The following is a 23,378-nucleotide window of genomic DNA, read 5'->3' on the forward strand; positions in this document are numbered from 1 at the left end:
CTCGCCCGACGGGAGACGACGCCGATGAGAACCGACAACTTCACGATGGAGACCGGCGCCGACGGCATCGCGCTCGTGACCTGGGACATGCCCGGCCGCTCCATGAACGTCTTCACGATGGAGGTGCTCGACGAGCTCGCGGCGATCGTCGAGGCGGTCGCCGCCGATGCCGAGATCGTCGGCGCCGTCATCCTCTCCGCCAAGGACGGCTTCACCGGCGGCGCCGACATCACCATGCTCCACCGCATGTTCGGCCTCTTCCGCGAGAAGGCGGAGAAGGATCCGGAAGGCGCCGGGCGCGAGCTCTTCGAGCAGTCGAGCCTGATGTCGCGCATCTACCGGCGGCTGGAAACCTGCGGCAAGCCGTTCGTCGCGGCGATCCACGGCGCCTGCATGGGCGGCGGCACCGAGCTCGCGCTCGCCGCGCACGGCCGCGTCATCTCCGACGACCGGGCGAGCCGCTTCGGCCTGCCGGAGGTGAAGATCGGGATCTTCCCCGGGGCCGGCGGGACGCAGCGCGTGATGCGCATGGCCGACCCGCAGGCGGGCCTCCAGATGCTGCTGAAGGGCGAGTCGCTCGATCCCGCCCGGGCGAAGGCGATGGGCCTGGTCGACCGGGTCGTGCCGCGCGCCGGGCTCGTCGAGGCGGCGAAGGCCATGATCGCGGAGGGGCTGAAGCCCGTTAAGCCGTGGGACGAGAAGGGCTACCGGCCGAAGGGCGCGGCCAACGTCTTCTCGGCCGCCGGCTTCCAGCTCTGGCCGGCGGCGAACGCGATCTACCGCAAGGAGACCTACGACAATTATCCCGGCGCCCGCTACCTGCTCCAGGCGGTGTTCGAGGGGCTGCAGCTGCCGATGGACCTCGCGCTCCGCGTCGAGAGCCGCTATTTCGCCCGCGTGCTGCAGACGCCGGAGGCGGCGGCGATGATCCGCTCGCTCTTCGTCTCGCTGCAGGAGCTCAACAAGGGCGCGCGCCGCCCCGCCGGCGCGCCGAAGTCGGAGCTGAAGCGGATCGGCGTCATCGGCGCCGGCTTCATGGGCGCCGGCATCGCCCACGTCACCGCGCAGGCCGGCATGGAGGTCGTGCTGCTCGACCGCGACATGGACGCCGCGGAGAAGGGCAGGGCGCATTCCGCCGCGCTCATGGACAAGGCGGTCCAGCGCGGCCGCGCCACACCGGCCGACAAGGACGCCGTCCTCGCGCGGATCGCGCCGACCGCCGATTACGCCGCGCTCGCCGGCTGCGACCTCGTCGTGGAGGCCGTGTTCGAGGACCGGCAGGTGAAGGCCGAGGCGATGCGCCGCGCCGCCGAGCATCTAGGCCCCGGCGCGATCTTCGCCTCCAACACCTCGACGCTGCCGATCACCTCGCTCGCCGCGGGGTGGCGCGACCCGGCCGAATTCGTCGGCATCCACTTCTTCTCGCCCGTCGACCGCATGATGCTCGTCGAGATCATCCGCGGCCGCGACACCGGCGAGCGCGCGCTCGCGACCGCGCTCGACTATGTCCGCGCCATCCGCAAGACGCCGATCGTCGTCGACGATTCGCGCGGCTTCTACGCCAATCGCTGCGTCACGGCCTATCTGCTGGAAGGCCACCTCATGCTGACGGAGGGCGTGCCGCCGGCGATGATCGAGAATGTCGGCCGCATGGCCGGCATGCCGGTCGGCCCGCTCGCCCTCAACGACGAGGTCGCCCTCGACCTCGCCTGGAAGATCGTGCAGGCGACCAAGGCCGACCTCGGCGCGCAGGCCGTCGACCCGGCGCAGGAGCGGCTGCTGGAGGAGCTGGTGGTCCGGCGCGAGCGCCTCGGCCGCAAGAACGGCAAGGGCTTCTACGATTACCACGGGCGCGAGAAGCGGCTCTGGCCGGGCCTCTCCGAGATCGTCGCGCCGCGCCCGGCCGAGGATTTCGCCGTCGACGAATTGAAGCGGCGGCTCCTCGCCGTGCAGGCGCTGGAGGCCGCGCGCACCTTCGAGGAGAAGGTCGTCACCGACGTGCGCGAGGCCGATGTCGGCTCCATTCTCGGCTTCGGCTTCGCGCCATTCACCGGCGGCACGCTGTCCTATATCGACGGCATGGGCGCGGCGCGCTTCGTCGCGATGTGCGACGGCCTCGCCGAACGCCACGGCGAGCGCTTCCGCCCGAACCGGCTGCTGCGCGACATGGCCGCCGCCGGCGAGACCTTCTACGGCCGCTTCGCGCCGGCCGCCTGAGCCCGCCTTCTCTGCCGGCCGCGTTTTCTACCGGCCCCGCTTTTCTACCGGGACGCGCTGGAGGCGAGGACTATTTTCCTGTAGTGCTCGGCCGGGACGGAGGTCCCGGCCATGCCGCAGCCGATCTGGAACCACGAGACCGTGTGGCGCGCCATCGACGCGCTCGCCGCCGAGCACGGCCTGTCCGCCTCCGGGCTCGCCCGCAAGGCGGGCCTCGACCAGACCGCCTTCAACCGCTCCAAGCGCGTCGGCGGCGACGGCCGGCCGCGCTGGCCCTCGACCGAATCGATCGCCAAGATCCTCGACGCCACCGGCGCGAGCCTCGACGACCTGATGCGCCTCGTCGCCGGCGAGGCCGCCCCGCCCGCCCGCTTCGATCCGGCGCCGGCCCGTGCCCTCGCCCCGCCGCCCCGCCCGGCCCGGCCTCGCGCCCCGTCGGCCCGCGCCGCAGCGCTCCGCGCCCCGCCGCCGGCCCGCCCGCTGCCGCTCCTCGGCTTCGCCCGCGCCGGCGCCGGCGGCTTCTTCGACGATGGCGGCTATCCGGCCGGCCAGGGGTGGGACGAGGTGCCGTTCCCCGCATTCCGCGACGAGGGCGCCTACGCGCTCGCCGTCGCCGGCGAATCCATGCTGCCGCTCTATCGCGACGGCGACATCATCATCGTCTCGCCCACCGCCCGCATCCGCAAGGGCGACCGCGTCGTCGTGAAGACCGCCGACGGCGAGGTCATGGCCAAGATCCTGAAGCGCCGCACGGCGAAGGCGATCGAGCTCGAATCGCTCAACCCGGAGCACGGCGCCCGCACGCTGCCGCTGAAGGAGGTCGCCTGGGTCGCGCGCATCCTGTGGGCGAGCCAGTAGCGCCTCCGCCGCCCTTTCGCATCTCAAGGTTGAGAAGCCGCCGCCGCGCGCCCCGCCTGCGCAGGGAGCGGGAACCCGGCGCGGCGCTCCGGATTACCTGATGCGGCAGGGGCTCGCGGCCCCGGTTTCAGGAGGCGGCATGTCGGACGTTCCGCTCGCAGCCATACGCGAATCCGTCGCGGCGGCGATCGAAAGCGGCCAGCCGCTCGACCTCGAGCGGGAGGCCCACCGCATCGCGCTCCTCTACGGCCCCGGCCAGGACGTCGTCAGGAGCGAGCTGCGCGCCGCGAGCCGCAAGGCGGAGGTGGCGCTCGCCGCGCCCCCGCCGGCCGCGCAGGACTGACCCGCCGCCCCTTCACCCCGTCGCCCCCTCCACCCCGTCACCCGTCCCGCGCGGCTCCCCGGCCCCCGGCCCGGCCGCCCGGCGCCGCCGCCTCGCCCATGACCGTCCGCCCGCCATAGAGGTGCGAGGCCGCGCGCTCTTCCGCCACGAACGCCTCGAGCGACGGCCCCGTCGCGTGCCGCTCCAGCCGCCGCGCCTGCGCGTCGAGCCGCCGGAGCGCGCCGAACTCCTCGTCCCGCCCGAGCCGGGCCTTTCCGATCGCCGATTTCAGCACGCCGATCGTCTCGTCGTAGACGCGGACCGGCACCGGGAAGGGGTGCCCGTCCTTGCCGCCATGGGCGAGCGAGAAGCGCGCCGGGTCGGTGAAGCGGCACGGCGCGCCGTGCACCACCTCGGCGACGAGCGCGAGCGCCCGCACGGTGCGCGCGCCCACGCCGGGCACCGCGAGGAGCGCGGCGAAGTCCGCCGGCCCGCGCTCGGCCGCCGCGGCGAGGCTGCCGTGGAGCCGCCGCAGCACGACGTCGCCGGCGCGCACGTCGTGATGCGCCGGCATGACGAGATGCGGCAGGAGCGGCGCCTCCGCCTCGCCCGTGCGGCGCCCTCCCTTGCCGCCCGCGGCGCCGCCCGGCGCCCGGCCCGCATCCCCGTCGATCCGCGCATAGGCCTCGGCGATCCCGTCCGGCCCGAGCTCGGAGAGGAGCGCGACCTGGGCGTCCCGCGCCCGCGCCGCCCGGCGGTCGGTGAGGTTCACGATCTCGCCCTGGCCCGGCCCGTCGATCGCGCTGTGCGGCGCGTCGACGAAGTCCGTCATCGTCTCCGAGAGCCAGTGGTAGCGCCGCGCCTGCCGCCGCGCCCCGTTCATGCCCTGCTGCACGACCACCCACCTGCCGTCGTCGGTGACGATGAAGCCGTGCAGATAGAGGTCGAAGCCGTCCTGCACGGCCGCGCTGTCGATCTTGGCGACGAGCCGGCTCGCCGCCGCGAGCGCCGCGCCGTCGAGGCCGGTGCGATCGCCCACCGCCGCGAGTTCCTGCGGCGTCGCGCGCGAGTGCCGCCCCCGCCCGCCGCAGACATGCAGGCCGAGCTCGCCCGACCGCGGCGCGAGCCCGCGCTTCAGGGCGCCGAGCACGCTCGTCGTGATGCCGGAGGAATGCCAGTCCATGCCCATGACGGCGCCGAAGGACTGGAACCAGAACGGGTGCGCCAGCCGGCGCAAGAGCTCGTCGCGCCCGTAATGCAGCACGATCGCCTCGCTCATCACCGCGCCGAGCCGGGTCATGCGCTCCGCCAGCCAGCGCGGCACCCGCCCCCCATGCAGCGGCAGATCGGCACTCCCGGCGCGTTTCGTCATGGGTGGGGTCCTCTATTGATAATGGTACTTTGGAGTTGCCAAACCCACTCTCAGGGTTGAGCATGAAGGCTTAGGTTGTGGGAGGAGAAGATGGCAGCTTTCGTGAATAGGCCGCTGCACTCCGTGCAAGTGCTTGCGCTCGATCCGTTCCATGACGAACACGGCTACCTCGTATCAGCCAGAGTTCAAATAAGTCTCACTGCGATTGACGGGATTGGTGCTGGCCCTGGTATTCACGTCGGTCTAGCACTGCCAGTAAGCGAACCGATGCCAATTCAAGACGTTCAACGCGAAGCGATCAGACGAGCTCTCGCTCTCGTTCAACGGATTGCTCGTGAGAGCCCAGAGGCGTTAATCGAAGCATCTGCCAAGCCTCTCGATTTCGCGCCTGAAGCGCCGTAGCCATGAGCAAGTACGACCCGCTAAGGGAGTACCTGAGTCGCCGCAAAGATCGCTATGTGCAGATGACACTCGCGGACGTTGATCGGCTGGTGGGCCTCCCAGCCTCGGCGTATACACACGAGTGGTGGTGGGATAACGAGGATGTGGCGACAACTTACCATGTCCAATGCAAATCGTGGCAGGCTGCTGGCTACTTAGCGAAGGTAAATCTCTTAGCAAGAACTGTGGTATTTCGGCGGCCGTAGGGTCAATGCTTATTTGCAATTCGAAGCGGCGCTCGCGGCACCTTCGTCAGGCCCTCTCCCGTAAACCCTGTAGCTCGGCTTAGCCAAGTTTGCGCGTGACGTCACCACATAGTTTGTGAGGTCTGTCGCTTTCGGGCAGATGCGCTGCAATAGGAGTCAGCTAGACCCACGACCTGCAGATGCAGCGTACCAATAAGACCTCGCCAATGGCACCCGCACTCCCACTGGAAGGGTCAAGATCAAAACCCAAAGTGGCGTTATCACACGTTAACGCCGCCCGGGGCGCGCTGGGCCATCCTTCGGGGTACGAAGACGGACGTCCCACCGGGAGGAGCGTCATGCAGGACCGGGCCTATGCGACCTGGCAGAGCCGGCCTTACGGAATCTATCTCAGCATCCATGCCGCGGTGGCGGCGGCCGCGCGCGAGGGCCGCATCATCGACGCCGCCGAGCTCGTCGCCCGGCTCATGCAGGAGCCGGCCGCCGCGCGCCTGACGCCGGCCGCCATCGAACGCGCTCTGGTTGCGGCGGCGGCCGCGCAGGGCGTGCCGCTCGTCCTCGGCGCGCGCGCCGGCGCGGCCCTCCCGGCCGCCCCGGCGGTGCCCGATGCGGTGCGCGGCGGGGGCGCCGGGCGGTTGGAATCGGGAACCGACGAGGCGCGTGCATGCGCCTGAACGATGACGTTCGCGGCGACGGGCCCGTGCCTGCGGCGCTGCCCGTCGAGCGTCTTCCCGTCGCACCGCCTGCCGCGCGCCGCGCGCCGGCGCCGTCGGAAGGCCGCAGCGCGCTGCTCGACGCGCTGCCGGCGTCCGAGGCGGCGCTTCTGCGCGGCCACCTGACGCCGGCGGCCTTCCCCGCCGGCGCCTCCGTCCAGGAGCCCGGCAAGCCGGTGGAATCCTGTCACTTCGTGGAGGAGGGGCTCGTCGCGATCCTGGCGCTCACCGGCGACGGCAAGCCGGTCCAGGTCGGCATGGTCGGGCGCGACGGCATGGTCGGCGCCTCGGTCGCGCTCGGGGCGGCGCTCGCCCAGAGCCGGGCCGTGGCGCAGACCGCCTGCGCCGTGCAGTCGCTCCCTGCCGCGCGGCTGCGCGAGGTCCTGCCGGACGCGCCGGTGCTCCGGGGCCTCCTCCTCGCCCATGTCCGCGCCCGGCTCGCGCAGTCCATGCGGTTCGCCGCCTGCAGCGCCCGGCACGGGCTGGAGCAGCGCGTCGCGCGCTGGATCCTCGACGCCTCCGGCCGGCTCGAGGACCCCGCCATCGGGCTGACCCACGATTTCCTGGCCTCGCTCCTCGGCGTGCGCCGGGCGAGCGTCACCTGCGCGCTCCACGTGCTGGAAGGCGACCGCGCCATCTTCGCCCGGCGCGGCCAGATCCTCATCCGCGATCGCGACCGCCTGAGGAGCCTCGCCTGCAGCTGCCCCGACCTCTGAAGTCCTCGGCCGCCTCGGCGGCGTAGCGGGCGATCCAGCGGCGGTCGATCCGGTCCTTCCAGCGCCACACCCAGCCGCCCTCGGCCTTGAAGGGCCCGCGCGCCGCGATCGCCCGGCAATCGCCCGTCGAAAGGATCGAGAGGTGCTGCCGCTGCGGCCGGTACTCGGCGAGCGGACGTCCTTCCGCCGCGCGCCGGAGGTTGCGGGCGAGCGGCGGCCCCTGGCGCACGGCGAAGACGCCGGCCTTCGGGCGCGGGTCGTCGACCATCGTCGCGCAGTCGCCGGCGGCGAACACGGACGGGTCGCCGAGCGAGCGCAGCGTGCGCGCGACCGCGACGAAGCCGTCGCCGTCGAGGACGAGCCCGGATTCCTGCAGCCAGCGCGGCGCCGCCGCTTCGGTGGCGACGAGCGCGATGTCGGCGTCGACGGCGAGTCCGCCGGCGTGTACGGCGTGCGCCCCGATCGCGGTCACCCGCGCCCCCTCCACGAGTGCGACCTTCGCGCCGATCAATCCCCGGTGTGCGGCGCGGCGCACCGCGCCGTTCTGCCCGGCAAGCAGCCGCCCGTCGGTCACCAGCACGAAGGAGAAGGCGTCGGGGTCGAGGCCGTGCGCCGCGGCATCCGCCCGCAGCCGATGGCGGATCGCGAGCACCAGCTCGAAGCCCGCCGCCCCGCCGCCCACGACCGCGATCCGGCGCGGCCCCCCGGGCGCGAGCGCGCTGGCCTCAAGTGCTTCCCATTTCTGCAGGAATTGGCCGATCGGCTTGACCGCGATCGCGTGCGCCTCCGCCCCCTCGATGCCGTCGAGGCGCGGCGTGATGCCGACGTCGAGCGACAGGAGGTCGTAGCCGATCTCCCGCCCGTCCTTGAGCCGCACCGCCTTGCCGGCGAGGTCGAGCCCGACCGCCTCGCCCGCCACGAAGGCCGCGCTGGCCGCATCGCAGAGGGGGCGGAGAGGCACGTGGATGTCCCCGCGCCGGTAATGGCCGGCGACGAGCCCGGGCAGCATCCCCGAATAGGGCGTCTCCCCCTCCCGCGACACCAGCGTCATCAGAACGCCCGGAAAGCGCCGGTTTCCGAAGCGCCGGACCACCTCGACATGGGCGTGGCCGCCGCCGACGAGCACGATATGGCGGAGGGCGGCGGCGCGCATGGATGCCTACATTTCCCCGGTCGGGACCGGCGCGGCGGCGAGCCCGCGCTTCCTGAGGAGCGCGTCGGGATCCGGCTCGCGCCCCCGGAAGAGCCGGTAGGCCTCCTTCGGGTCGCGCCGGTAGCCCGCGGAATAGACGTAGTCTTTCAGCCGTTCGGCGGTCGCGGGATCGAACGCGTCGCCGGCCTCCAGGAAGGCGTCGAACCCGTCCGCGTCCAGCACCTCCGACCAGAGATACGAGTAATAGGCGGCCGAATAGCCGTCGCCGGCGAAGATGTGGGCGAAGTGCGGCGGCCGGTGGCGCATGACCATGCCGGCCGGAATGCCGAGCCGATCGAGGGCAGAGCGCTCGAATTCCCCGAGGTCGATCGCCTCGACGTCTTCGCTCGTATGGATGTCGAGGTCGACCAGCGCCGACGCCACGTACTCCACCGTCGCGAAGCCCTGGTTGAAGTTCCGCGCGGCGAGCAGCTTGTCGAGAAGCGCCTCCGGCATCGGCTCGCCCGTGTCCGCGTGGAGCGCGAATTTGCGAAGGATTTCAGGGCGTTCCAGCCAGTGCTCGAAGAGCTGCGAGGGGAACTCGACGAAGTCGCGCGACACGCTGGTGCCGGCGATCGCGGGGTAGGTGACGTCCGACAGGAGACCGTGCAGGCCGTGGCCGAACTCGTGGAAAAGGGTGCGCGCATCGTCGAAGGAGAGGAGTGCCGGCTCGCCCTCGGCGGCCTTGGAGAAGTTCATCACGTTGAGGACGATCGGCCGGATGTCCCCGGCGAGCCTCTCCTGGGTCCGGAACGAGCTCATCCAGGCCCCGCTCCGCTTCGACGGCCGCGCGAAATAGTCGCCGAGGAAGAGTCCGACATGCTTTCCCGCCGCATCGCTGACTTCCCAGGCCCGCACGTCCGGGTGATAGAGCGCGAGATCGTGCCGCTCACGAAAGGTCAATCCAAACAGGCGGTTGGCCGTCTCGAACGCGGCCTCCACGAGGCGGTCGAGCTGGAAGTACGGCTTCACCTCGTTCTCATCGAGGTCGAACTCGTCCTTGCGGCGCCGCTCGGCGTAGAACCGCCAGTCCCAGGGGGCGATCTCGAAATTCCCGCCCTCGGCCTGCACGATCCCCTGGAGCGCGGCCGCCTCGCGGAGCGCCTGCGCGCGCGCCGGCGCCCACACCGAGCGCAGCAGGCCGTAGGCGGCCTCGGGGCTGCCCGCCATCGTGTCGTCGAGGCGGAAATGGGCGAAGCTCGGATAGCCGAGGATCTTCGCGCGCTCGGCCCGCAGCCGCACCATCTCGGCCGCGATCGCGCGATTGTCGGTGTCGCCGCCGCCCTCGCCGCGCGCCACCCATGCCTGGAACGCCGCCTCGCGCAGGTCGCGGCGGGTCGAGAACTGCAGGAACGGCTCGATCGAGGAGCGCGACAGCGTGATCACGTGCTTGCCGGGATGGCCGCGATCGGCCGCCGCCCGCGCCGCCGCCGCGCGCAGGAAGCCGGGGAGACCGGCGAGGTCCTCCTCGCCCTCCAGCACCAGCGCATACGCCTTCTCGTCGGCCAGCAAATTCTGCGCAAACCCCGTCCCCAGCACCGACAGCCGCTCCGCGATCGCCGCGAGCCGGGCCTTCTCGGCCTGTCCGAGCCCCGCCCCGCTTCGCGAGAACATGGTGTGGTAGCGTTCGATCACGCGCGCCTCTTCCTCCCCGAGGCCGAGCGAGTCGCGGCGCGCGAAGAGGTCGGCGATGCGGGCGTGCAGCGCGGAATCGAGGAGAATTCTCGTCCTGTGCCGCGCCAGCGCCGGCGCCATGTCGCGCTCGATCGCCTGCAGCGCGTCGTTGCTGTCCGCGCCGGCAAGATTGAAGAAAACCCCGGAGACGCGGCGAAGCGTCTGGCCGCTCCTCTCGAGTGCGGCGACGGTGTTGTCGAAGGTGGGCGCCGCCGGATCGCCGGCGATTGCGGCGATCTCCGCCTCCTGCTCGGCAATGCCTGCCTCGAAGGCGGGACGGAAGTGCTCCGGGCGGATCTCGTGGAAGGGCGGCAGCCCGAACGGCGTCAGCCAGTCGAGGAGGAGCGGGTTGCCCGGCGGATTCGCCGCGGCGCCGCCTTCCGCGATCGTCTCGTCCGTCGTCGTCTCGGTGCCCCGCTCCACGCCGTTTCTCCCCATGTCGAAGTGCCGTGCGATCCGGCATGCGGCCGCCATCGGCCGGACCGGATTGCACTCGTCCCTATGTGTGCGCCTTGCCTCGCTTTATCCACCCCGCTAGGGAACGGCGCGACTCCGCCACGCCGACCCCCACGGTGCCATGAAGTTCACGCTGTCCTGGCTGAAGGACCATCTCGAGACCGAGGCCTCCGCCGAGGAGATCGCGGAGGCTCTGACGCATATCGGTCTGGAACTCGAGAGCCTCACCAACCCGGCCGAGGCGCTCCGGCCCTTCGTCATCGCCCGCGTGCTCGAGGCGCGGCAGCATCCGAACGCGGACCGCCTCCGCGTCTGCATGGTGGAGACGGGCGCGGGTGTCCCCGTCCAGGTCGTCTGCGGCGCCCCGAACGCGCGCACCGGCATGATCGGCGTCTTCGCCCCGCCCGGGACCTACGTGCCCGGGACGGGCGTCGACCTCAAGGTCGGCACCATCCGCGGCGTGGAGTCGAACGGCATGCTCGTCTCCGAGCGCGAACTGCAGCTTTCCGACGCCCACGAGGGCATCATCGAGCTTGGCGCGGACGCGCCCGTCGGCCGCTCCTATGCGAGCTGGATGGGACTGGACGACCCGGTCATCGACGTCGGCGTGACGCCCAACCGGCCCGACGCACTCGGCGTCTACGGCATCGCCCGCGACCTCGCCGCCAAGGGCATGGGCCGGCTCAAGCCGCTCAACCGGGCTCCCGTCGAAGGGTCCTTCGCGAGCCCGATCAGCGTGGACCTCCGCTTCGAAGACCCGACCAACACGCCCTGTCCGCTCTTCGTCGGCCGCTATTTCCGGGGCGTAACGAACGGCCCGTCGCCGGCCTGGATGCAGAAGCGGCTCCGCGCCATCGGGCTGCGCCCGATCTCTGCCCTCGTCGACATCACGAATTACGTGACGCACGGCTACGGGCGGCCGCTCCACGTCTTCGACGCCGACAAGGTGGCTGGCACCGTCCATGCCCGGCTCGCCCAGGACGGCGAGACGATCGAGGCGCTCGACGGCCGCACGTACACGCTCGACGGGACGATGACGGTGATCGCCGACGACAACGGCCCCGAAGGCATCGCCGGCATCATGGGCGGGGAGCGGACCGGCTGCACCGGAACGACACGGAACGTCTTTCTCGAGGCGGCCTATTTCGATCCGATCCGGACGGCGACGACCGGCCGCAAGCTCGGCATCCATTCCGATGCACGCTACCGGTTCGAGCGCGGGGTCGATCCCGCCTTCGTGGAAACCGGCGCGGAGATCGCCACCAGGCTCATCCTCGAGATCTGCGGCGGCGAGGCGTCCGATCTCGTCGTTGCCGGCGCAGCGCCGATCCGCAGCCGATCCTACCGGCTGCGCATGGACCGCGTGCGCAGCCTCGCTGGCGTCGACATCCCGGCCGGGGAGCAGCTCGACATTCTCCGCGCCCTCGGCTTCACCATCGCCGGCACCGATGCCGAGATCGTCGCGGAGGTACCGTCCTGGCGGCCGGACATCGACGGCGAGGCCGATCTGGTGGAGGAGATCGTCCGCATCCACGGTCTCGATCGGATCGAGAGCGTGCCGCTGCCGCGGCTCACAACCGTTACCGGCCGCAGCATCACGCAGGCGCAGCGCCGCCGCTTCATGGCCGCCCGCGCGCTCGCGGCCCGCGGCTTCAACGAGGCGGTCACCTGGTCCTTCCTGCCGAAGGCGCAGGCAGAGCTCTTCGGCGGGGGGCAGCATGCCCTGGAACTCGCCAACCCGATCTCGAGCGAACTGTCCGACATGCGGCCTTCGCTGCTGCCGAACCTGGTGGCGGCGGCCGCCCGCAACATGGCGCGCGGCTTCGGCGACCTCATGCTTTTCGAGGGCGGCCAGGCCTATGGCGGCGACCGGCCCGAGGACGAGCGCGTGAACGTCTCCGGCATCCGCTGCGGCGCGACCGGGCCGCGGCACTGGTCGGCTCAGCCCCGTCCGGTCGACGTCTACGATGCCAAGGCCGACGCGCTTGCGGTGCTTGCCGCTGCGGGCGCGCCGCTCGACAAGCTGCAGGTCGTCGCCGAAGGGCCCTCCTGGTATCATCCGGGACGCGTCGGCTCGTTCATGCTCGGGCCGAAGAACCGGCTCGCGACCTTCGGCGAGCTCCATCCCCGCGTACTCGACGCGATGGACGTGGCCGGACCGCTCGTCGCCTTCGAGGTCGATCTCGACGCGATCCCGCTGCCGAAGGCGACGAAGACGGCACGGCCCGCACTTGCCGCATCCGACCTGCAGGCGGTCCGACGCGACTTCGCCTTCCTTGTCGACGAGAGCGTCGCGGCCGACCGGCTGCTGCGCGCCGCCCGGAGCGCCGACAAGACGCTCGTCCAGGACGCCGCCGTCTTCGACGTCTTCGCCGGCCCCGCTCTCGGCGAAGGGCGCAAGTCGGTTGCCATCGAGGTGACGCTCCAGCCCCGCGAGCGGACGCTCACCGACGAGGAGATCGACAAGGTCTCCGCGGCCATCGTCGCCGCTGTCGAGAAGGCGACCGGGGGCCAGCTCCGCGGCTGAATTCTTCCGCCCGGCGGAGTGGAACGCCCGACGGCGTTCCACATTCTTTGCAGCGGGGGCAGAGTTCGGTTATCCATCCGGCAATGGCCAAGGACAGTTCCGTGCGGGGCACCGGCGCGCGCGACCAGCGCAGGGACCGGCTCGCGCAGGCGCTCCGAGACAATCTGAAGCGCCGGAAGGCGCAGGGGCGGGACCGGAACGGACCCGCCGGGCCGGGGGATGGCGCGCCGAGCGATGAAGACACGAGCGCGGGCCTCGTCCGCGGACCGGAGACCTAGATGGACAGCATTCGCATCGTCGGCGGGCATCGCCTGAACGGCACGATCCCGATCTCGGGCGCGAAGAACGCCGCGCTCCCGCTCATGATCGCGAGCCTCCTGACGAACGAGACGCTCACGCTGGAAAACGTTCCGGATCTCGCCGATGTCGGGCTCCTGAAGCGCATCCTCGCGAATCACGGCGTCGATTACATGGTTTCCGGCAAGCGCCCGGGCGACCTTCCCAATTCGGGGCAGACGCTCGGCCTCACCGCCGCCGAGATCGTCGATACCACAGCGCCCTACGACCTGGTCAGCCGCATGCGCGCAAGCTTCTGGGTCATCGGCCCGCTGCTCGCCAGGATGGGCGAGGCGCGGGTGTCGCTGCCCGGCGGCTGCGCGATCGGCACGCGGCCCGTCGATTTCTTCCTGATGGGCCTGCGCGATCTCGGCGCCGAGATCGAGCTCGACCGCGGCTATGTCGTGGCGCGCGCGCCCGGCGGCCTGAAGGGCGGGCGCGTCCGGTTCCCGAACGTCTCCGTCGGCGCGACCCACACGGTGATGATGGCGGCGACGCTCGCCTCCGGGGAGACGGTGATCGAGAACGCCGCCCGCGAACCGGAGGTCGCCGACCTCGCCGCCTGCCTCGGCAAGATGGGGGCGAGGATCGAGGGCGCCGGCACGAGCACGATCCGGATCGAGGGCGTGCCGCGCCTGCACGGGGCCGTCCACCCGGTGCTGCCGGATCGTATCGAAACCGGGACCTATGCGATGGCGGTGGCGGCGACCGGCGGGGACGTCATCCTCCAGGGTGCCCATCCCGAACTGCTGCAGTCTGCGCTCGACGTGCTCGCCACCGCCGGTGCGTCGGTCGCCGATGTCGAGGGCGGCATCCGAATCGTGCGCAACGGTGCGGGCGTCGAGCCGGTCACGGTCACGACCGCGCCGTTCCCTGGTTTTCCAACGGACCTCCAGGCCCAGCTGATGGCGCTCGCGACGCGCGCGGACGGAACGTCCTCGATCACCGAGACCATCTTCGAGAACCGCTTCATGCACGTCCAGGAGCTCGCCCGGCTCGGCGCCGACATCCGCCTCAACGGCCAGACGGCAACCGTCACCGGCGTGAAGAGCCTGAAGGGCGCGCATGTCATGGCGACGGATCTCCGCGCATCCGTGTCGCTCGTCATCGCAGGGCTGACGGCCGAGGGCGAAACCACGGTCAACCGCGTCTATCATCTCGACCGCGGCTTCGAGCGCCTCGAAGAGAAGCTGTCGGCCTGCGGAGCGGAAATCGAGCGCGTCCGCGGCTAGCTGCCCGGCTAACGACGCGCTCCGGTGCGGTTGGTCGTTCAGCGCTGGCCGCGCCGTTGCGTCGTACCGATATTGCGGGCAAAGCCGCGACGCACTAGGACCAGACCGAACCCATGGCCGAGACCGCAAGTATGCCGGATGCCGACCGCCTTCGCCTGATCGCGCTCGATGCCGACGACCTCGACGTCATTTCCGCCTTCCTTCAGGACGCCTCCTTCCGGGTCGGCGACGTGAAATGGCTCCCGCGCGAACGCCGGTTCGCACTCGCGCTCCGGCGCTTCCCGTGGGAAACTGCGGGAGACAAGAATTTCCTTGCCCGCGCCACCTGCCCCCGGAAGCTGACAGCGCTCCATTTCGAGCGCGTCGAGCGCGCCTCCTGCACGGGCATGGACCTGAAGCGCCCGGACAAGACGCTGTCGCTCCTCTCGATCCGCTTCGACGAGCGCGAGCCGCCTTCCGGCGACATCTTCCTGATCTTCTCGGGCAAGGCGATGATCAGGCTTTCGGTCGAATGCGTCGAGGCCCAGCTCTGCGATCTCGAGACGGAAGCCGCTGACGCCCTCCGGCAGGAAGTGGCTTGAGGAATGCCGGTCCGCCTGTCCAGCCGCGCACCGGATTTCGAGAGCCGCCTCGACGCCCTGCTCGCCACCAAGCGCGAGACCGCGGCCGACGTGGAGGCGGCGGTCCGCGCGATCCTCGACGATGTCCGCTCCCGCGGGGATGACGCACTCCTCGATTACACCGAGCGTTTCGACAGGCACCGCCCCGCAGCCGACGCCCTGCGCGTCACCGAAGCGGAGATCGATGCGGCTGTCGCGGCCTGCGATTCTGAGACCATCGAGGCGCTCGAACTCGCCCGCGCCCGGATCGAATCCCACCACGGCCGCCAGCGCCCGGTCGACGACCTCTATACGGACGCCCTCGGCGTCGCGCTCGGCAGCCGCTGGACCGCGATCGAGGCGGTCGGGCTCTACGTGCCCGGCGGGCAGGCGAGCTACCCCTCGTCCGTGCTGATGAACGCGGTGCCCGCCAAGGTCGCCGGCGTCGCCCGTCTGGTCATGACGGTTCCGACCCCCGACGGCGAACTGAACCCGCTCGTGCTCGCCGCCGCGCGGCTCGCCGGGGTGGACGAGATCTACCGCGTCGGCGGCGCGCAGGCGGTGGCCGCGCTCGCCTACGGCACGCCCACGATCCGCCCGGTCGACAAGATCGTGGGCCCGGGAAACGCCTATGTCGCGGCGGCGAAGCGGATGGTGTTCGGGACCGTCGGCATCGACATGATCGCCGGTCCGTCGGAGGTGCTCGTGATCGCCGATGGCGAGAACGATCCGGACTGGATCGCCGCCGATCTCCTCGCCCAGGCGGAGCACGACGTGGCCGCGCAGTCGATCCTGGTGACCGACGACGAAGCCCTGGCCGACGCGGTCGGGGCCGCCGTCGAACGTCAGCTCAGGACGTTGCCGCGGGCCGAGACGGCGCGGGCGAGTTGGGACGATCACGGCGCGATCATCGTCGTCGCCGACCTTTCCGAGGCGCCCGCGATCGTCGATCGCGTCGCCCCCGAGCATCTGGAGATCGCCACCGACGACCCGGAGCTGCTCTTCGGGCGCATCCGCAATGCCGGCGCCGTCTTCCTCGGCCGCCACACGCCCGAGGTGATCGGCGATTACGTCGGCGGCTCCAACCACGTGCTACCCACTGCGCGCTCGGCCCGATTCTCCTCGGGGCTCTCCGTGCTCGATTTCGTGAAACGGACCTCGATCCTGCGGCTCGGGCCGGACAGCCTGCGCGCCCTCGCGCCCGCTGCGATCGCGCTCGCGGAAGCCGAGGGGCTCGGCGCCCATGCCAGGTCCGTGGCGATCCGACTCAACCGGTAGACCGGCCCGGCGATGAGCGACGGCGCCGATCCCTTCCGCCTCGTCGCAATCCGCTTCGACGAGGGCTCCATCGGCCGCGCGCAGCCCGATGTCGAGCACGAGCGCGCCGTCGCAGCGTACGACCTCATCGAACAGAACAGCTTCCGCCCGCTCGGTCAGCCGCCCGGACCCTACGCGCTGATCCTGTCGCTCGTGGAGAAGCGGCTCGTCTTCGACGTGCGGACGGCGGGCGGCGAGCCGCTCGTCACGCACGTGCTCTCGCTCACGCCGTTCCGCAAGATCGTCAAGGACTACTTCCTGATCTGCGAGAGCTATCACGCGGCCATCCGCACCGGGTCCCCGAGCCGGATCGAGGCAATCGACATGGGCCGGCGCGGCATCCACAACGAAGGCTCGGAGCTGCTGCGCGAACGCCTGGCCGGGAAGATCGAGATCGATTTCGATACGGCGCGCCGGCTCTTCACGCTCGTCTGCGCGCTCTTCAGGCGCGGCTGACCGCATTGGCGACGAAGCCCACCTCCGTCCTGTTCGTCTGCGGGCGCAACTCGATCCGCTCGCCGATCGCGGAGGCGCTGACGCATCACCTCTTCCCCGCCAGCCTCTATGTGGCGTCCGCCGGCATCCAGCCGGGCGATCGCGATCCCTTCGTCGATTCCGTCCTCGACGAGATCGGACTGACGCTCGGGGCGCGCAAGCCGCAGGCGCTCGACGATCTGGAAGACCTCAATTTCGATCTCGCCGTCACGCTCTCGCCGGAGGCGCACCACCGCATGCTGGAGCTCACCCGCACCCACGCCATCGACGTCGAGTACTGGCCGACCGCCGACCCGACCGCGGCCACCGGCTCCCGCGTGCAGATCCTGGACGCCTACCGCGACGTGCGGGATCGCCTCGACCGGCGCATCCGGGCGCGCTTCGCGCGCTGAAGCGGACGCGCTATTCGGGGGCGCTGGTTCACACGCTGCGGCGAATGCACTAGGTAACCGCCTCGAAACCCTCACGCGCAAGGCAAGGCCATCATGAGTGAAGCTTCCGGCGGAGCGTCCCGGCCGCTCGTGCTCGCCTCCGGCTCGCCGCGGCGGCTGGCGCTTCTCGAGCAGATCGGGATCGCGCCGGAGCGCCTGCTTCCCGCCGAGATCGACGAGAGGCCGCAGCGGCGCGAGCTGCCGCGCTCGCTCGCCCGGCGCCTTGCGATCACGAAGGCGGAAGTCTCGGCGCGGGCGGTCCGCCGCGACCCGCAATTCGCGGAGGCCTTCGTGCTCGCCGCCGATACCGTCGTCGCCGTCGGCCGCCGGATCCTGCCCAAGCCCGAGCTGTCCGACGAGGCGGTGGACTGCCTGCATCTCCTCTCCGGCCGCGGCCACCGGGTCTACACGGCCGTCGCGCTCGTCACGCCGAAGGACAAGGTGCGCCTGAAGCTCGTGGAGACGCGGGTGCGCTTCAAGCGGCTGTCTGGCGCGGAGATCGACGCCTATGTCAGCTCCGGCGAATGGCAGGGCAAAGCCGGCGGCTATGCCGTTCAGGGCAGGGCCGGGGTCTTCGTCACCAAGCTGGTCGGCTCCTATTCGGGCGTGGTCGGCTTGCCGCTCTACGAAACGGCAAGCCTGCTGTCCGGGGAAGGCTATGTGATCCACGCCGGCTGGCACGCGGAAACGGCCTGAAGAAGGTCATGGCCGACAACCCCAAGCTCGTTCCCCTCCGTCCGCCGCGCACCTGCCCGATCTGCGGCAAGCGCGCGACCCGGGAGGCCTATCCGTTCTGCTCCAAGCGCTGCGCCGACATCGATCTCGGCAACTGGCTGACGGGCCGCTATGCCATTCCGGCGTCGCCGGACGACGAGGAGGAGGGCGGGGGCCGCGACGAAGAGGCCTAGGGCGGACCGGGTGCCCCGTCGGCGGCGCCAGGCGTGCGACGATGCGGCTGGGCGCCGCCGAATGCGATCGGTCCGCCGGGAAACCGCGGCAGGGCCGGATCGCTCCGCGACGCCCGGGCGGCGTAGCGCTGGACAGCCCCGACCCAAGCCATTATAAGGCCGGCACTTCCGGTCGGGGTGCCGCCCCGGCCGACCCGCCCAGGTAGCTCAGCTGGTAGAGCAGCGGACTGAAAATCCGCGTGTCGGTGGTTCGATTCCGCCCCTGGGCACCATCCATCCCGGAACACGCTCGTTTTTCAGCGGGTTAGCACTCGTTCTTGTCCCGCCGGGGCGGAGTGGCCCGTTCGGTGGGACAATCCTGATTGCGTCCCGGCTCTCCTGAAGCTTCGCCATGCTGCGCTCCGCCAGCACCGTCTCGCGTGCCGCCCAGGCGCCGCATGGCCAGCGATCCCGGAGGCGAGCGGTACGTCCGCTCGACCTCCCGGCCAGTTCCCTGCATCGAGGTGCAGCCGTCCTCGGCCAAGGATGTCGGCGAGGCTTGGCTGACCCGCACGACGGTGAGGCTGCGCCAGTCGCCGACAGCGGATTTCCACCGGATCGACTGACCCTCGGACAGGCCGATAAGAGCCGTTCCGAGTGGTGTCAGCACCGAGAGGAGACCTCGGTCGCGTGTATCCTCTCCGGGAAAGACGATGGTGGCGGTGGAGGCGCGGCCGGTGTCGTCATCGCGGAACGCGACCGTCGAGCCCATCGTGACGACCGAGCCCGGCACCTCGCCCGGCGGTACGATCCGCGCACGGTCGAGCTCGTGAGCGAGCGCTGCGCCCGTCGGTGGCGGCCGGCGACCCATCCTGCTCACGATCGCAATGAACGCGAGGCGTTCATAATGGTCTTCGGGGATGACGATCGGGGGAAGGTGCTGCGCCTTGTTCATGGTGCCTCCGTTCTCTGTGACGGTTGACCCTGCGAGGATGCGGCGATCGCGAGGGTACCCGGGGAGCGATCCGCCCTCCCGCTTCGCGTAAATGCTGGATTCCGCGGGGGCGGGGAACGCCCCACGCGGCACGGCAGGCCTCACGCAGCCTTGCGGACCTCCTGCCCGACGCGCTCGTCCGAAGCCACGTCCGGGCGGGACCCGGGCTGCGTCGCGGAGCCGTCGCTTCCGCGCAGACGCCGGACGGCGACGGCAGGGATGTCGTCGCGCGTGAGCCCGATGTCGGCAAGCTGGCGATCGCTCAGGCGCGACAGCTCCTCGAAGGTCCGACGCGCTGCAACGGCGTCCCCCAACGCCTCCTGGAAGGAGGCCGCGATCGCCGCCAGCCGGCGCACGCCTGTCGCGATCCACCGGGGAATACCCGAAAGAAGCTCGCGCAGCGCCTGCGCCTGCAGCTGCCGGGCGCGCCCGCGGTGCTCGCTGGGCTCACCCGGCGCAGGCCAGCGCAGATCGTTCGCTCTGGAGTCGCGGTTAAGAGAAACCGCGCGGCAGACGTGTTCAGCGTCGGACGGTCGGTCTCTGTCGACGAGAGTCAGATTCTGGCGAATGGGCATGATGATCCTCCAGCGACCTCCGGTCGCTCTCGATGTCACTGATCTGGATGCTTGCTGTGACCCCGAGCGGGATGAGTTCGGCTGCCTATGCCCGCTCGGGCAGCCCATGGGTCAGCAGGCGACCTGCCGACGAACGCAATCCGGATGTGATCTCGATCACCATGCTCCCAACATGGGGTCTATGAAGGAAAAGATCAAGTCACAGGAAAAAAGTCTTTTTGCTCCGCGTTCGGTTCATGCCTCCGAATAAGGAAAACGCGAAACAATATCATGTAATACAATAAGATCAGTGATGTAGTTTGTGTACATCCGTTGTTTTATTCTGCAACTACGCCGGCCGGGAAGCGATCTCCTCGTCGGGATGGCAGAAGTGCCGCGGCCGGTGCATAGCCGATTACCGTCACGAGCCGACGCGCTGCCCAATGCCCGCGGGATCCGGCTTCCCGCCACGGGCCGCTCGCGGGCGAGGCAGGCGAGGCGCAGGAAGGTCGCGCCCGGAACCGCGCGATGGAGCAGTCGGTTCTGGTCTCTCCCGGTACAGGCCAGACAATCGTTCTCATGCCCGAACAACCGCACGGCGCGCGCTCTGCGCGCCAGCCCGCCTCGCCGACGGTGCCGCCGCCTGGGCCGGAGGGGCTCGCGCCCGTGCTCCGTCGCAATATCGAGGCGCTCCGCGAGCGGCGGGCGCGGGAGCGCGACGCCGCATCCCTGCAGGAGCGGCTCGCAGAGGCGATCACCCGATTCACCGGGAGCATGGCCTTCGTCTATCTGCACCTCGCCGGCTTCGGCTTCTGGATCGTCGCCAATCTCGGCTGGGTGCCGGTCCTTAAGCGTGGGATCCATCATTCGTGATGCTCGCGATGATGGCTTCCGTGGAGGCCATCTTCCTCTCCACCTTCGTCCTCATCAGCCAGAACCGCATGGCGGCGGCGGCCGAGAAGCGGGCGGAGCTCGATCTCCAGATCAGCCTGCTCGCCGAGCACGAGATCACCAAGACGGTCAAACTCCTGTCGGCCATCGCCGAGCGGATGGGGATCGCAGCCGACGACGACCACGAGATACGGGAGGCGAAGCGCCAAGTTGCGCCGGAGGCCGTGCTCGACCACATCGACGCCGAGGTGGAGGAGGCCGGCGCCGGGTGACGGCGTCGGCACCCGGTCAGCGCTGCCGGAGATGCCGGTCGAAGAAGGCGATCGAATCCGCGACGGACTGTCTCGCGACCTCGTTCGGGTCATAAATGCCGGCCGCGTTCCGCTCCGGATAGACGAAGCCGTGGTCCTCGTGGTCGTAGCTCGCCCATTCGGCCGGCTTGCCGAGCTCGGCGAGGAGGTCGTAGCTGACGCGGAAGATGCCCTGCAGCTCGTCGTCGTCGCGCCCCTGGACGAGGATCGGCGTGTCGATCGTCCTCATCCGCTCCCGCGCCACCTCCTCGGTGATGCGCGGGCGGACCTTCTCGGGGCTGCGCATCAGCATGCGCTCGACGTTGAGGAGGCCGGTCTCCGGGTTGATGCCGGCCGTCTCGTCCGGCCTGAGGCGGAGGAACTCGTGACAGGCCGGCTCGCTCGCGATCATGGCCGCGATGCCGGAATATTCCGACGCCATCTTGAAGACCATCTCGCCGCCATGGCTCGATCCCATGTAGCCGATGCTGTCCTCGTCGATGAACGGAAGCGTCTTCATGTGCTCGACGACCGAGATGACGTCCTCGTATTCGAGCGGGCCGCGGCTGAGGAGCTGCCGGCCCTGCCGCCGGTCCTCGACCAGCTTGCCGAGCTTGTCGTAGGCGTAGTCGACCTCTGCCCGGTAGCGCAGCCATGCCACCGCATAGCCGGCCTTGAGGAACTGTTCCTGGGTCCAGCTCCGGTTGTTGGTGAACCAGCGCAGCAGCCTGAGGCCGCCGCCGCCATTGCCGGAGGCGAACAGCACGAGCGGGAAGGGGCCCTCGCCCGGCGGAAGCCGCAGGCCGACCGGCACGTAGAGGCCGTCGACCGCCTCGATGAAGGTGTAGTGGACCGGGATGTCGGAGCCCGACACCGCCTCCGTGAAGGACAGGCCAGGCGACAAGGCCTGGGGTCGTCCGCCGGCCCCGTCCGCCGGCAAGTCCCTTTCGATCTGCGCTTCCATCGGGTCTTCCTTCCCTTGCGTTTTCCGCAGGATAGCGGCGGGCGTGCGTTGCGCAACAGCGGCGTGCGGCCCGTTCGGGCCCGCATCGCGCCGCCGGTCGTACGAGACACTCACACATAAGCATTTCTTTATATCCGGTTGCCGCTTGACCCCGACCGTGCTAATGCGCGCGCAAACGCCAAGGAGCACGACGTGAACGACTTGACTGCGACGCATGGCGACTATGCCGTGAAGGACATCGGGCTCGCCGGTTGGGGCCGCACGGAAATCGAGATCGCCGAGACCGAGATGCCGGGCCTCATGGCCCTTCGCGAGGAGTTCGGCCCGTCGAAGCCGCTGAAAGGCGCCCGCATCGCCGGCTCCCTCCACATGACGATCCAGACAGCGGTGCTGATCGAGACGCTCGCTGCGCTCGGCGCCGAGGTCCGCTGGGCGTCCTGCAACATCTTCTCCACGCAGGACCACGCCGCCTCCGCGATCGCCGCCGCCGGCATCCCGGTCTTCGCCCACAAGGGCGAGACGCTCGAGGAATACTGGACCTTCGCCGACCGGATCTTCGAGTTCGCCAATGGCGAGCCGGCGAACATGATCCTCGACGACGGCGGCGACGCGACGCTCCTCGTGCTCCTCGGATCCCGGGCGGAAAGCGACCCGTCGCTCCTCGACAATCCCGGCAACGAGGAGGAGGAGTACCTCTACGCGACGATCCGCAGCCGGCTCGCGCGCAATCCCGGCTGGTACTCCAAGGTGAAGGCGGCGATCCGCGGCGTCTCGGAAGAGACGACGACCGGCGTCATGCGCCTCTACGACCTGCAGAAGAAGGGGCAGCTGCCCTTCCCGGCGATCAACGTGAACGACTCGGTCACGAAGTCGAAGTTTGACAACAAGTACGGCTGCCGCGAAAGCCTCGTCGACGGCATCCGCCGGGCGACCGACGTCATGATGGCCGGCAAGGTCGCGGTCGTGTGCGGCTACGGCGACGTCGGCAAGGGGTCCGCCCAGTCGCTGCGCGGCGCCGGCGCCCGCGTCGTGGTCACCGAAATCGACCCGATCTGCGCGCTGCAGGCGGCGATGGACGGCTTCGAGGTGAAGACGCTCGAGGAGGTCGCCCCGAGCTCCGACATCTTCGTCACCGCCACCGGCAACAAGGACGTCATCACGATCGACCACATGCGCGCCATGAAGGACATGGCGATCGTGTGCAACATCGGCCACTTCGACAACGAGATCCAGGTCGCGAGCCTGAAGAACTTCAAGTGGCGCAACGTGAAGCCGCAGGTCGACCTGATCGAGAAGCCGGACGGCACGCGCCTGATCCTGCTGTCCGAGGGACGCCTGGTGAATCTCGGCAATGCGACGGGCCATCCGAGCTTCGTGATGAGCGCCTCCTTCACCAACCAGGTGCTGGCGCAGATCGAGCTGTGGACGAAGGCCGACCAGTACGAGAACAAGGTCTACGTGCTGCCGAAGCACCTCGACGAGAAGGTGGCGTCCCTCCATCTGGAGAAGCTCGGCGTGTCCCTGACCCGCCTCACGGGCGAGCAGGCCGCCTATATCGGCGTGTCGGACCAGGGTCCGTTCAAGCCGGACCACTACCGCTACTGAGCGGCGGCGGAGGGGCTTCGGCCCCTCCTTTTCTTGGTTAACGCTTCGTTTCCTTTCCCGCCCCTATCCTGCGCCCGCCTTCCCGATGT

The 23,378-nt window shown here is 70.1% G+C and carries 23 protein-coding genes, 1 tRNA gene and 2 pseudogenes; 20 read left to right on the forward strand and 6 right to left on the reverse strand.

Annotated elements, in window-relative coordinates:
* Window positions 1-24: 24 nt before the first annotated feature.
* The 3 genes from ACUN0C_RS01045 (at window position 25) to ACUN0C_RS01055 (ending at window position 3,418) form a co-directional block, all read left to right on the forward strand.
* Window positions 25-2,217 (forward strand): 3-hydroxyacyl-CoA dehydrogenase NAD-binding domain-containing protein, encoded by a 2,193-nt coding sequence (locus ACUN0C_RS01045; protein WP_445464461.1) that lies wholly within the window; start codon window positions 25-27, stop codon window positions 2,215-2,217.
* A gap of 123 nt (window positions 2,218-2,340) precedes the next feature.
* Entirely contained in the window at window positions 2,341-3,075 is a 735-nt protein-coding gene (locus ACUN0C_RS01050; protein WP_445464852.1) for a S24 family peptidase, read from the forward strand.
* 139 nt (window positions 3,076-3,214) lie between these two features.
* The gene (locus tag ACUN0C_RS01055) at window positions 3,215-3,418 is read left to right on the forward strand and encodes a hypothetical protein (RefSeq protein WP_445464462.1); all 204 of its coding nucleotides are present in this window, start codon (window positions 3,215-3,217) and stop codon (window positions 3,416-3,418) included.
* 37 nt (window positions 3,419-3,455) lie between these two features.
* Here ACUN0C_RS01055 and ACUN0C_RS01060 read toward each other — a convergent pair whose 3' ends face one another.
* Window positions 3,456-4,769, reverse strand: coding sequence for a DUF763 domain-containing protein (locus ACUN0C_RS01060; protein ID WP_445464463.1), 1,314 nt, complete (start codon window positions 4,767-4,769; stop codon window positions 3,456-3,458).
* Window positions 4,770-4,859: 90 nt separating this feature from the next.
* Between ACUN0C_RS01060 and ACUN0C_RS01065 the strand changes: the two genes are divergently transcribed.
* The 4 genes from ACUN0C_RS01065 to ACUN0C_RS01080 all read left to right on the forward strand — a co-directional run bounded on the left by ACUN0C_RS01065 (window position 4,860) and on the right by ACUN0C_RS01080 (window position 6,845).
* Window positions 4,860-5,171 carry a hypothetical protein gene (locus tag ACUN0C_RS01065; RefSeq protein ID WP_445464464.1) on the forward strand — a complete coding sequence of 104 codons (312 nt, stop codon included), beginning with the start codon at window positions 4,860-4,862 and terminating at the stop codon, window positions 5,169-5,171.
* A gap of 2 nt (window positions 5,172-5,173) precedes the next feature.
* Entirely contained in the window at window positions 5,174-5,416 is a 243-nt protein-coding gene (locus ACUN0C_RS01070; RefSeq protein ID WP_445464465.1) for a DUF7662 domain-containing protein, read from the forward strand.
* Between the two features lie 338 nt (window positions 5,417-5,754).
* Complete coding sequence (locus tag ACUN0C_RS01075; protein ID WP_445464466.1) at window positions 5,755-6,090, forward strand: hypothetical protein; 336 nt, start codon at window positions 5,755-5,757, stop codon at window positions 6,088-6,090.
* Window positions 6,081-6,845: a Crp/Fnr family transcriptional regulator gene (locus ACUN0C_RS01080; protein WP_445464467.1), complete on the forward strand. Its 765-nt coding sequence runs from the start codon at window positions 6,081-6,083 to the stop codon at window positions 6,843-6,845. The genes ACUN0C_RS01075 and ACUN0C_RS01080 overlap by 10 nt, the downstream gene beginning before the upstream one ends.
* Here the strand turns inward: ACUN0C_RS01080 and ACUN0C_RS01085 are convergent.
* Both ACUN0C_RS01085 and ACUN0C_RS01090 read right to left on the reverse strand, forming a co-directional pair.
* Window positions 6,790-7,998, reverse strand: a complete 1,209-nt coding sequence (locus ACUN0C_RS01085; RefSeq protein ID WP_445464468.1) for an FAD-dependent oxidoreductase — start codon at window positions 7,996-7,998, stop codon at window positions 6,790-6,792. The two genes, ACUN0C_RS01080 and ACUN0C_RS01085, sit on opposite strands and share 56 nt — an antisense overlap.
* A gap of 6 nt (window positions 7,999-8,004) precedes the next feature.
* Window positions 8,005-10,098 carry a M3 family metallopeptidase gene (locus ACUN0C_RS01090; RefSeq protein ID WP_445464853.1) on the reverse strand — a complete coding sequence of 698 codons (2,094 nt, stop codon included), beginning with the start codon at window positions 10,096-10,098 and terminating at the stop codon, window positions 8,005-8,007.
* Window positions 10,099-10,288: 190 nt separating this feature from the next.
* Between ACUN0C_RS01090 and pheT the strand changes: the two genes are divergently transcribed.
* The 10 genes from pheT (at window position 10,289) to ACUN0C_RS01140 (ending at window position 18,284) form a co-directional block, all read left to right on the forward strand.
* Window positions 10,289-12,694, forward strand: a complete 2,406-nt coding sequence (pheT, locus tag ACUN0C_RS01095; protein WP_445464469.1) for a phenylalanine--tRNA ligase subunit beta — start codon at window positions 10,289-10,291, stop codon at window positions 12,692-12,694.
* 83 nt (window positions 12,695-12,777) lie between these two features.
* Window positions 12,778-12,972, forward strand: a complete 195-nt coding sequence (locus ACUN0C_RS01100) for a hypothetical protein (RefSeq protein WP_445464470.1) — start codon at window positions 12,778-12,780, stop codon at window positions 12,970-12,972.
* On the forward strand, window positions 12,973-14,262 hold the full coding sequence (gene murA, locus ACUN0C_RS01105) for a UDP-N-acetylglucosamine 1-carboxyvinyltransferase (RefSeq protein WP_445464471.1): 1,290 nt from the start codon (window positions 12,973-12,975) through the stop codon (window positions 14,260-14,262).
* 113 nt (window positions 14,263-14,375) lie between these two features.
* On the forward strand, window positions 14,376-14,843 hold the full coding sequence (locus ACUN0C_RS01110; protein WP_445464472.1) for a DUF2948 family protein: 468 nt from the start codon (window positions 14,376-14,378) through the stop codon (window positions 14,841-14,843).
* 3 nt (window positions 14,844-14,846) lie between these two features.
* The gene (hisD, locus tag ACUN0C_RS01115) at window positions 14,847-16,139 is read left to right on the forward strand and encodes a histidinol dehydrogenase (protein WP_445464473.1); all 1,293 of its coding nucleotides are present in this window, start codon (window positions 14,847-14,849) and stop codon (window positions 16,137-16,139) included.
* 12 nt (window positions 16,140-16,151) lie between these two features.
* Window positions 16,152-16,634, forward strand: a complete 483-nt coding sequence (locus ACUN0C_RS01120; RefSeq protein ID WP_445464474.1) for a UPF0262 family protein — start codon at window positions 16,152-16,154, stop codon at window positions 16,632-16,634.
* Window positions 16,635-16,639: 5 nt separating this feature from the next.
* Window positions 16,640-17,065, forward strand: a complete 426-nt coding sequence (locus ACUN0C_RS01125; protein WP_445464475.1) for an arsenate-mycothiol transferase ArsC — start codon at window positions 16,640-16,642, stop codon at window positions 17,063-17,065.
* 93 nt (window positions 17,066-17,158) lie between these two features.
* A complete protein-coding gene (locus tag ACUN0C_RS01130) occupies window positions 17,159-17,800 on the forward strand; it encodes a Maf-like protein (protein WP_445464476.1) in 642 nt (213 codons plus the stop codon).
* 8 nt (window positions 17,801-17,808) lie between these two features.
* The gene (gene yacG / locus ACUN0C_RS01135) at window positions 17,809-18,012 is read left to right on the forward strand and encodes a DNA gyrase inhibitor YacG (protein WP_445464477.1); all 204 of its coding nucleotides are present in this window, start codon (window positions 17,809-17,811) and stop codon (window positions 18,010-18,012) included.
* 196 nt (window positions 18,013-18,208) lie between these two features.
* A tRNA-Phe gene (locus ACUN0C_RS01140) sits at window positions 18,209-18,284 on the forward strand.
* A gap of 32 nt (window positions 18,285-18,316) precedes the next feature.
* Here ACUN0C_RS01140 and rnk read toward each other — a convergent pair.
* Both rnk and ACUN0C_RS01150 read right to left on the reverse strand, forming a co-directional pair.
* Window positions 18,317-18,946 carry a nucleoside diphosphate kinase regulator gene (gene rnk, locus ACUN0C_RS01145; protein WP_445464478.1) on the reverse strand — a complete coding sequence of 210 codons (630 nt, stop codon included), beginning with the start codon at window positions 18,944-18,946 and terminating at the stop codon, window positions 18,317-18,319.
* Between the two features lie 227 nt (window positions 18,947-19,173).
* Window positions 19,174-19,668, reverse strand: a pseudogene (locus ACUN0C_RS01150) (DUF1127 domain-containing protein); the annotation flags it as partial.
* On the opposite strand from ACUN0C_RS01150, the gene ACUN0C_RS01155 reads away from it, so the two are divergent.
* Together ACUN0C_RS01155 and ACUN0C_RS01160 are read left to right on the forward strand one after the other, a co-directional pair.
* Entirely contained in the window at window positions 19,553-19,810 is a 258-nt protein-coding gene (locus ACUN0C_RS01155) for a hypothetical protein (RefSeq protein ID WP_445464865.1), read from the forward strand. The pseudogene ACUN0C_RS01150 and the gene ACUN0C_RS01155 sit on opposite strands and share 116 nt — an antisense overlap.
* 308 nt (window positions 19,811-20,118) lie before the next feature.
* Window positions 20,119-20,702 (forward strand): annotated as a pseudogene (locus ACUN0C_RS01160) (DUF1003 domain-containing protein).
* A gap of 16 nt (window positions 20,703-20,718) precedes the next feature.
* Here the strand turns inward: ACUN0C_RS01160 and ACUN0C_RS01165 are convergent.
* Window positions 20,719-21,684 (reverse strand): alpha/beta hydrolase family protein, encoded by a 966-nt coding sequence (locus ACUN0C_RS01165; protein WP_445464479.1) that lies wholly within the window; start codon window positions 21,682-21,684, stop codon window positions 20,719-20,721.
* 192 nt (window positions 21,685-21,876) lie between these two features.
* Between ACUN0C_RS01165 and ahcY the strand changes: the two genes are divergently transcribed.
* Window positions 21,877-23,289 carry an adenosylhomocysteinase gene (gene ahcY, locus ACUN0C_RS01170; protein WP_445464480.1) on the forward strand — a complete coding sequence of 471 codons (1,413 nt, stop codon included), beginning with the start codon at window positions 21,877-21,879 and terminating at the stop codon, window positions 23,287-23,289.
* Window positions 23,290-23,378: the final 89 nt, after the last annotated feature.

It is taken from the genome of Faunimonas sp. B44 (assembly GCF_052655945.1).

Bases quoted from the DNA above. Each gene is read 5' to 3' on its own strand.
- ACUN0C_RS01110 (WP_445464472.1), top strand. From the start codon at position 14,376: ATGGCCGAGACCGCAAGTATGCCGGATGCCGACCGCCTTCGCCTGATC.
- ACUN0C_RS01130 (WP_445464476.1), top strand. From the start codon at position 17,159: ATGAGTGAAGCTTCCGGCGGAGCGTCCCGGCCGCTCGTGCTCGCCTCC.
- ACUN0C_RS01075 (WP_445464466.1), top strand. From the start codon at position 5,755: ATGCAGGACCGGGCCTATGCGACCTGGCAGAGCCGGCCTTACGGAATC.
- hisD (WP_445464473.1), top strand. From the start codon at position 14,847: ATGCCGGTCCGCCTGTCCAGCCGCGCACCGGATTTCGAGAGCCGCCTC.
- murA (WP_445464471.1), top strand. From the start codon at position 12,973: ATGGACAGCATTCGCATCGTCGGCGGGCATCGCCTGAACGGCACGATC.
- yacG (WP_445464477.1), top strand. From the start codon at position 17,809: ATGGCCGACAACCCCAAGCTCGTTCCCCTCCGTCCGCCGCGCACCTGC.
- ACUN0C_RS01085 (WP_445464468.1), bottom strand. From the start codon at position 7,998: ATGCGCGCCGCCGCCCTCCGCCATATCGTGCTCGTCGGCGGCGGCCAC.
- ACUN0C_RS01165 (WP_445464479.1), bottom strand. From the start codon at position 21,684: ATGGAAGCGCAGATCGAAAGGGACTTGCCGGCGGACGGGGCCGGCGGA.
- ACUN0C_RS01100 (WP_445464470.1), top strand. From the start codon at position 12,778: ATGGCCAAGGACAGTTCCGTGCGGGGCACCGGCGCGCGCGACCAGCGC.
- ACUN0C_RS01045 (WP_445464461.1), top strand. From the start codon at position 25: ATGAGAACCGACAACTTCACGATGGAGACCGGCGCCGACGGCATCGCG.
- ACUN0C_RS01080 (WP_445464467.1), top strand. From the start codon at position 6,081: ATGCGCCTGAACGATGACGTTCGCGGCGACGGGCCCGTGCCTGCGGCG.
- ACUN0C_RS01060 (WP_445464463.1), bottom strand. From the start codon at position 4,769: ATGACGAAACGCGCCGGGAGTGCCGATCTGCCGCTGCATGGGGGGCGG.
- ACUN0C_RS01070 (WP_445464465.1), top strand. From the start codon at position 5,174: ATGAGCAAGTACGACCCGCTAAGGGAGTACCTGAGTCGCCGCAAAGAT.
- ACUN0C_RS01065 (WP_445464464.1), top strand. From the start codon at position 4,860: ATGGCAGCTTTCGTGAATAGGCCGCTGCACTCCGTGCAAGTGCTTGCG.
- rnk (WP_445464478.1), bottom strand. From the start codon at position 18,946: ATGAACAAGGCGCAGCACCTTCCCCCGATCGTCATCCCCGAAGACCAT.
- ACUN0C_RS01155 (WP_445464865.1), top strand. From the start codon at position 19,553: ATGGGCATGATGATCCTCCAGCGACCTCCGGTCGCTCTCGATGTCACT.
- ACUN0C_RS01055 (WP_445464462.1), top strand. From the start codon at position 3,215: ATGTCGGACGTTCCGCTCGCAGCCATACGCGAATCCGTCGCGGCGGCG.
- pheT (WP_445464469.1), top strand. From the start codon at position 10,289: ATGAAGTTCACGCTGTCCTGGCTGAAGGACCATCTCGAGACCGAGGCC.
- ACUN0C_RS01120 (WP_445464474.1), top strand. From the start codon at position 16,152: ATGAGCGACGGCGCCGATCCCTTCCGCCTCGTCGCAATCCGCTTCGAC.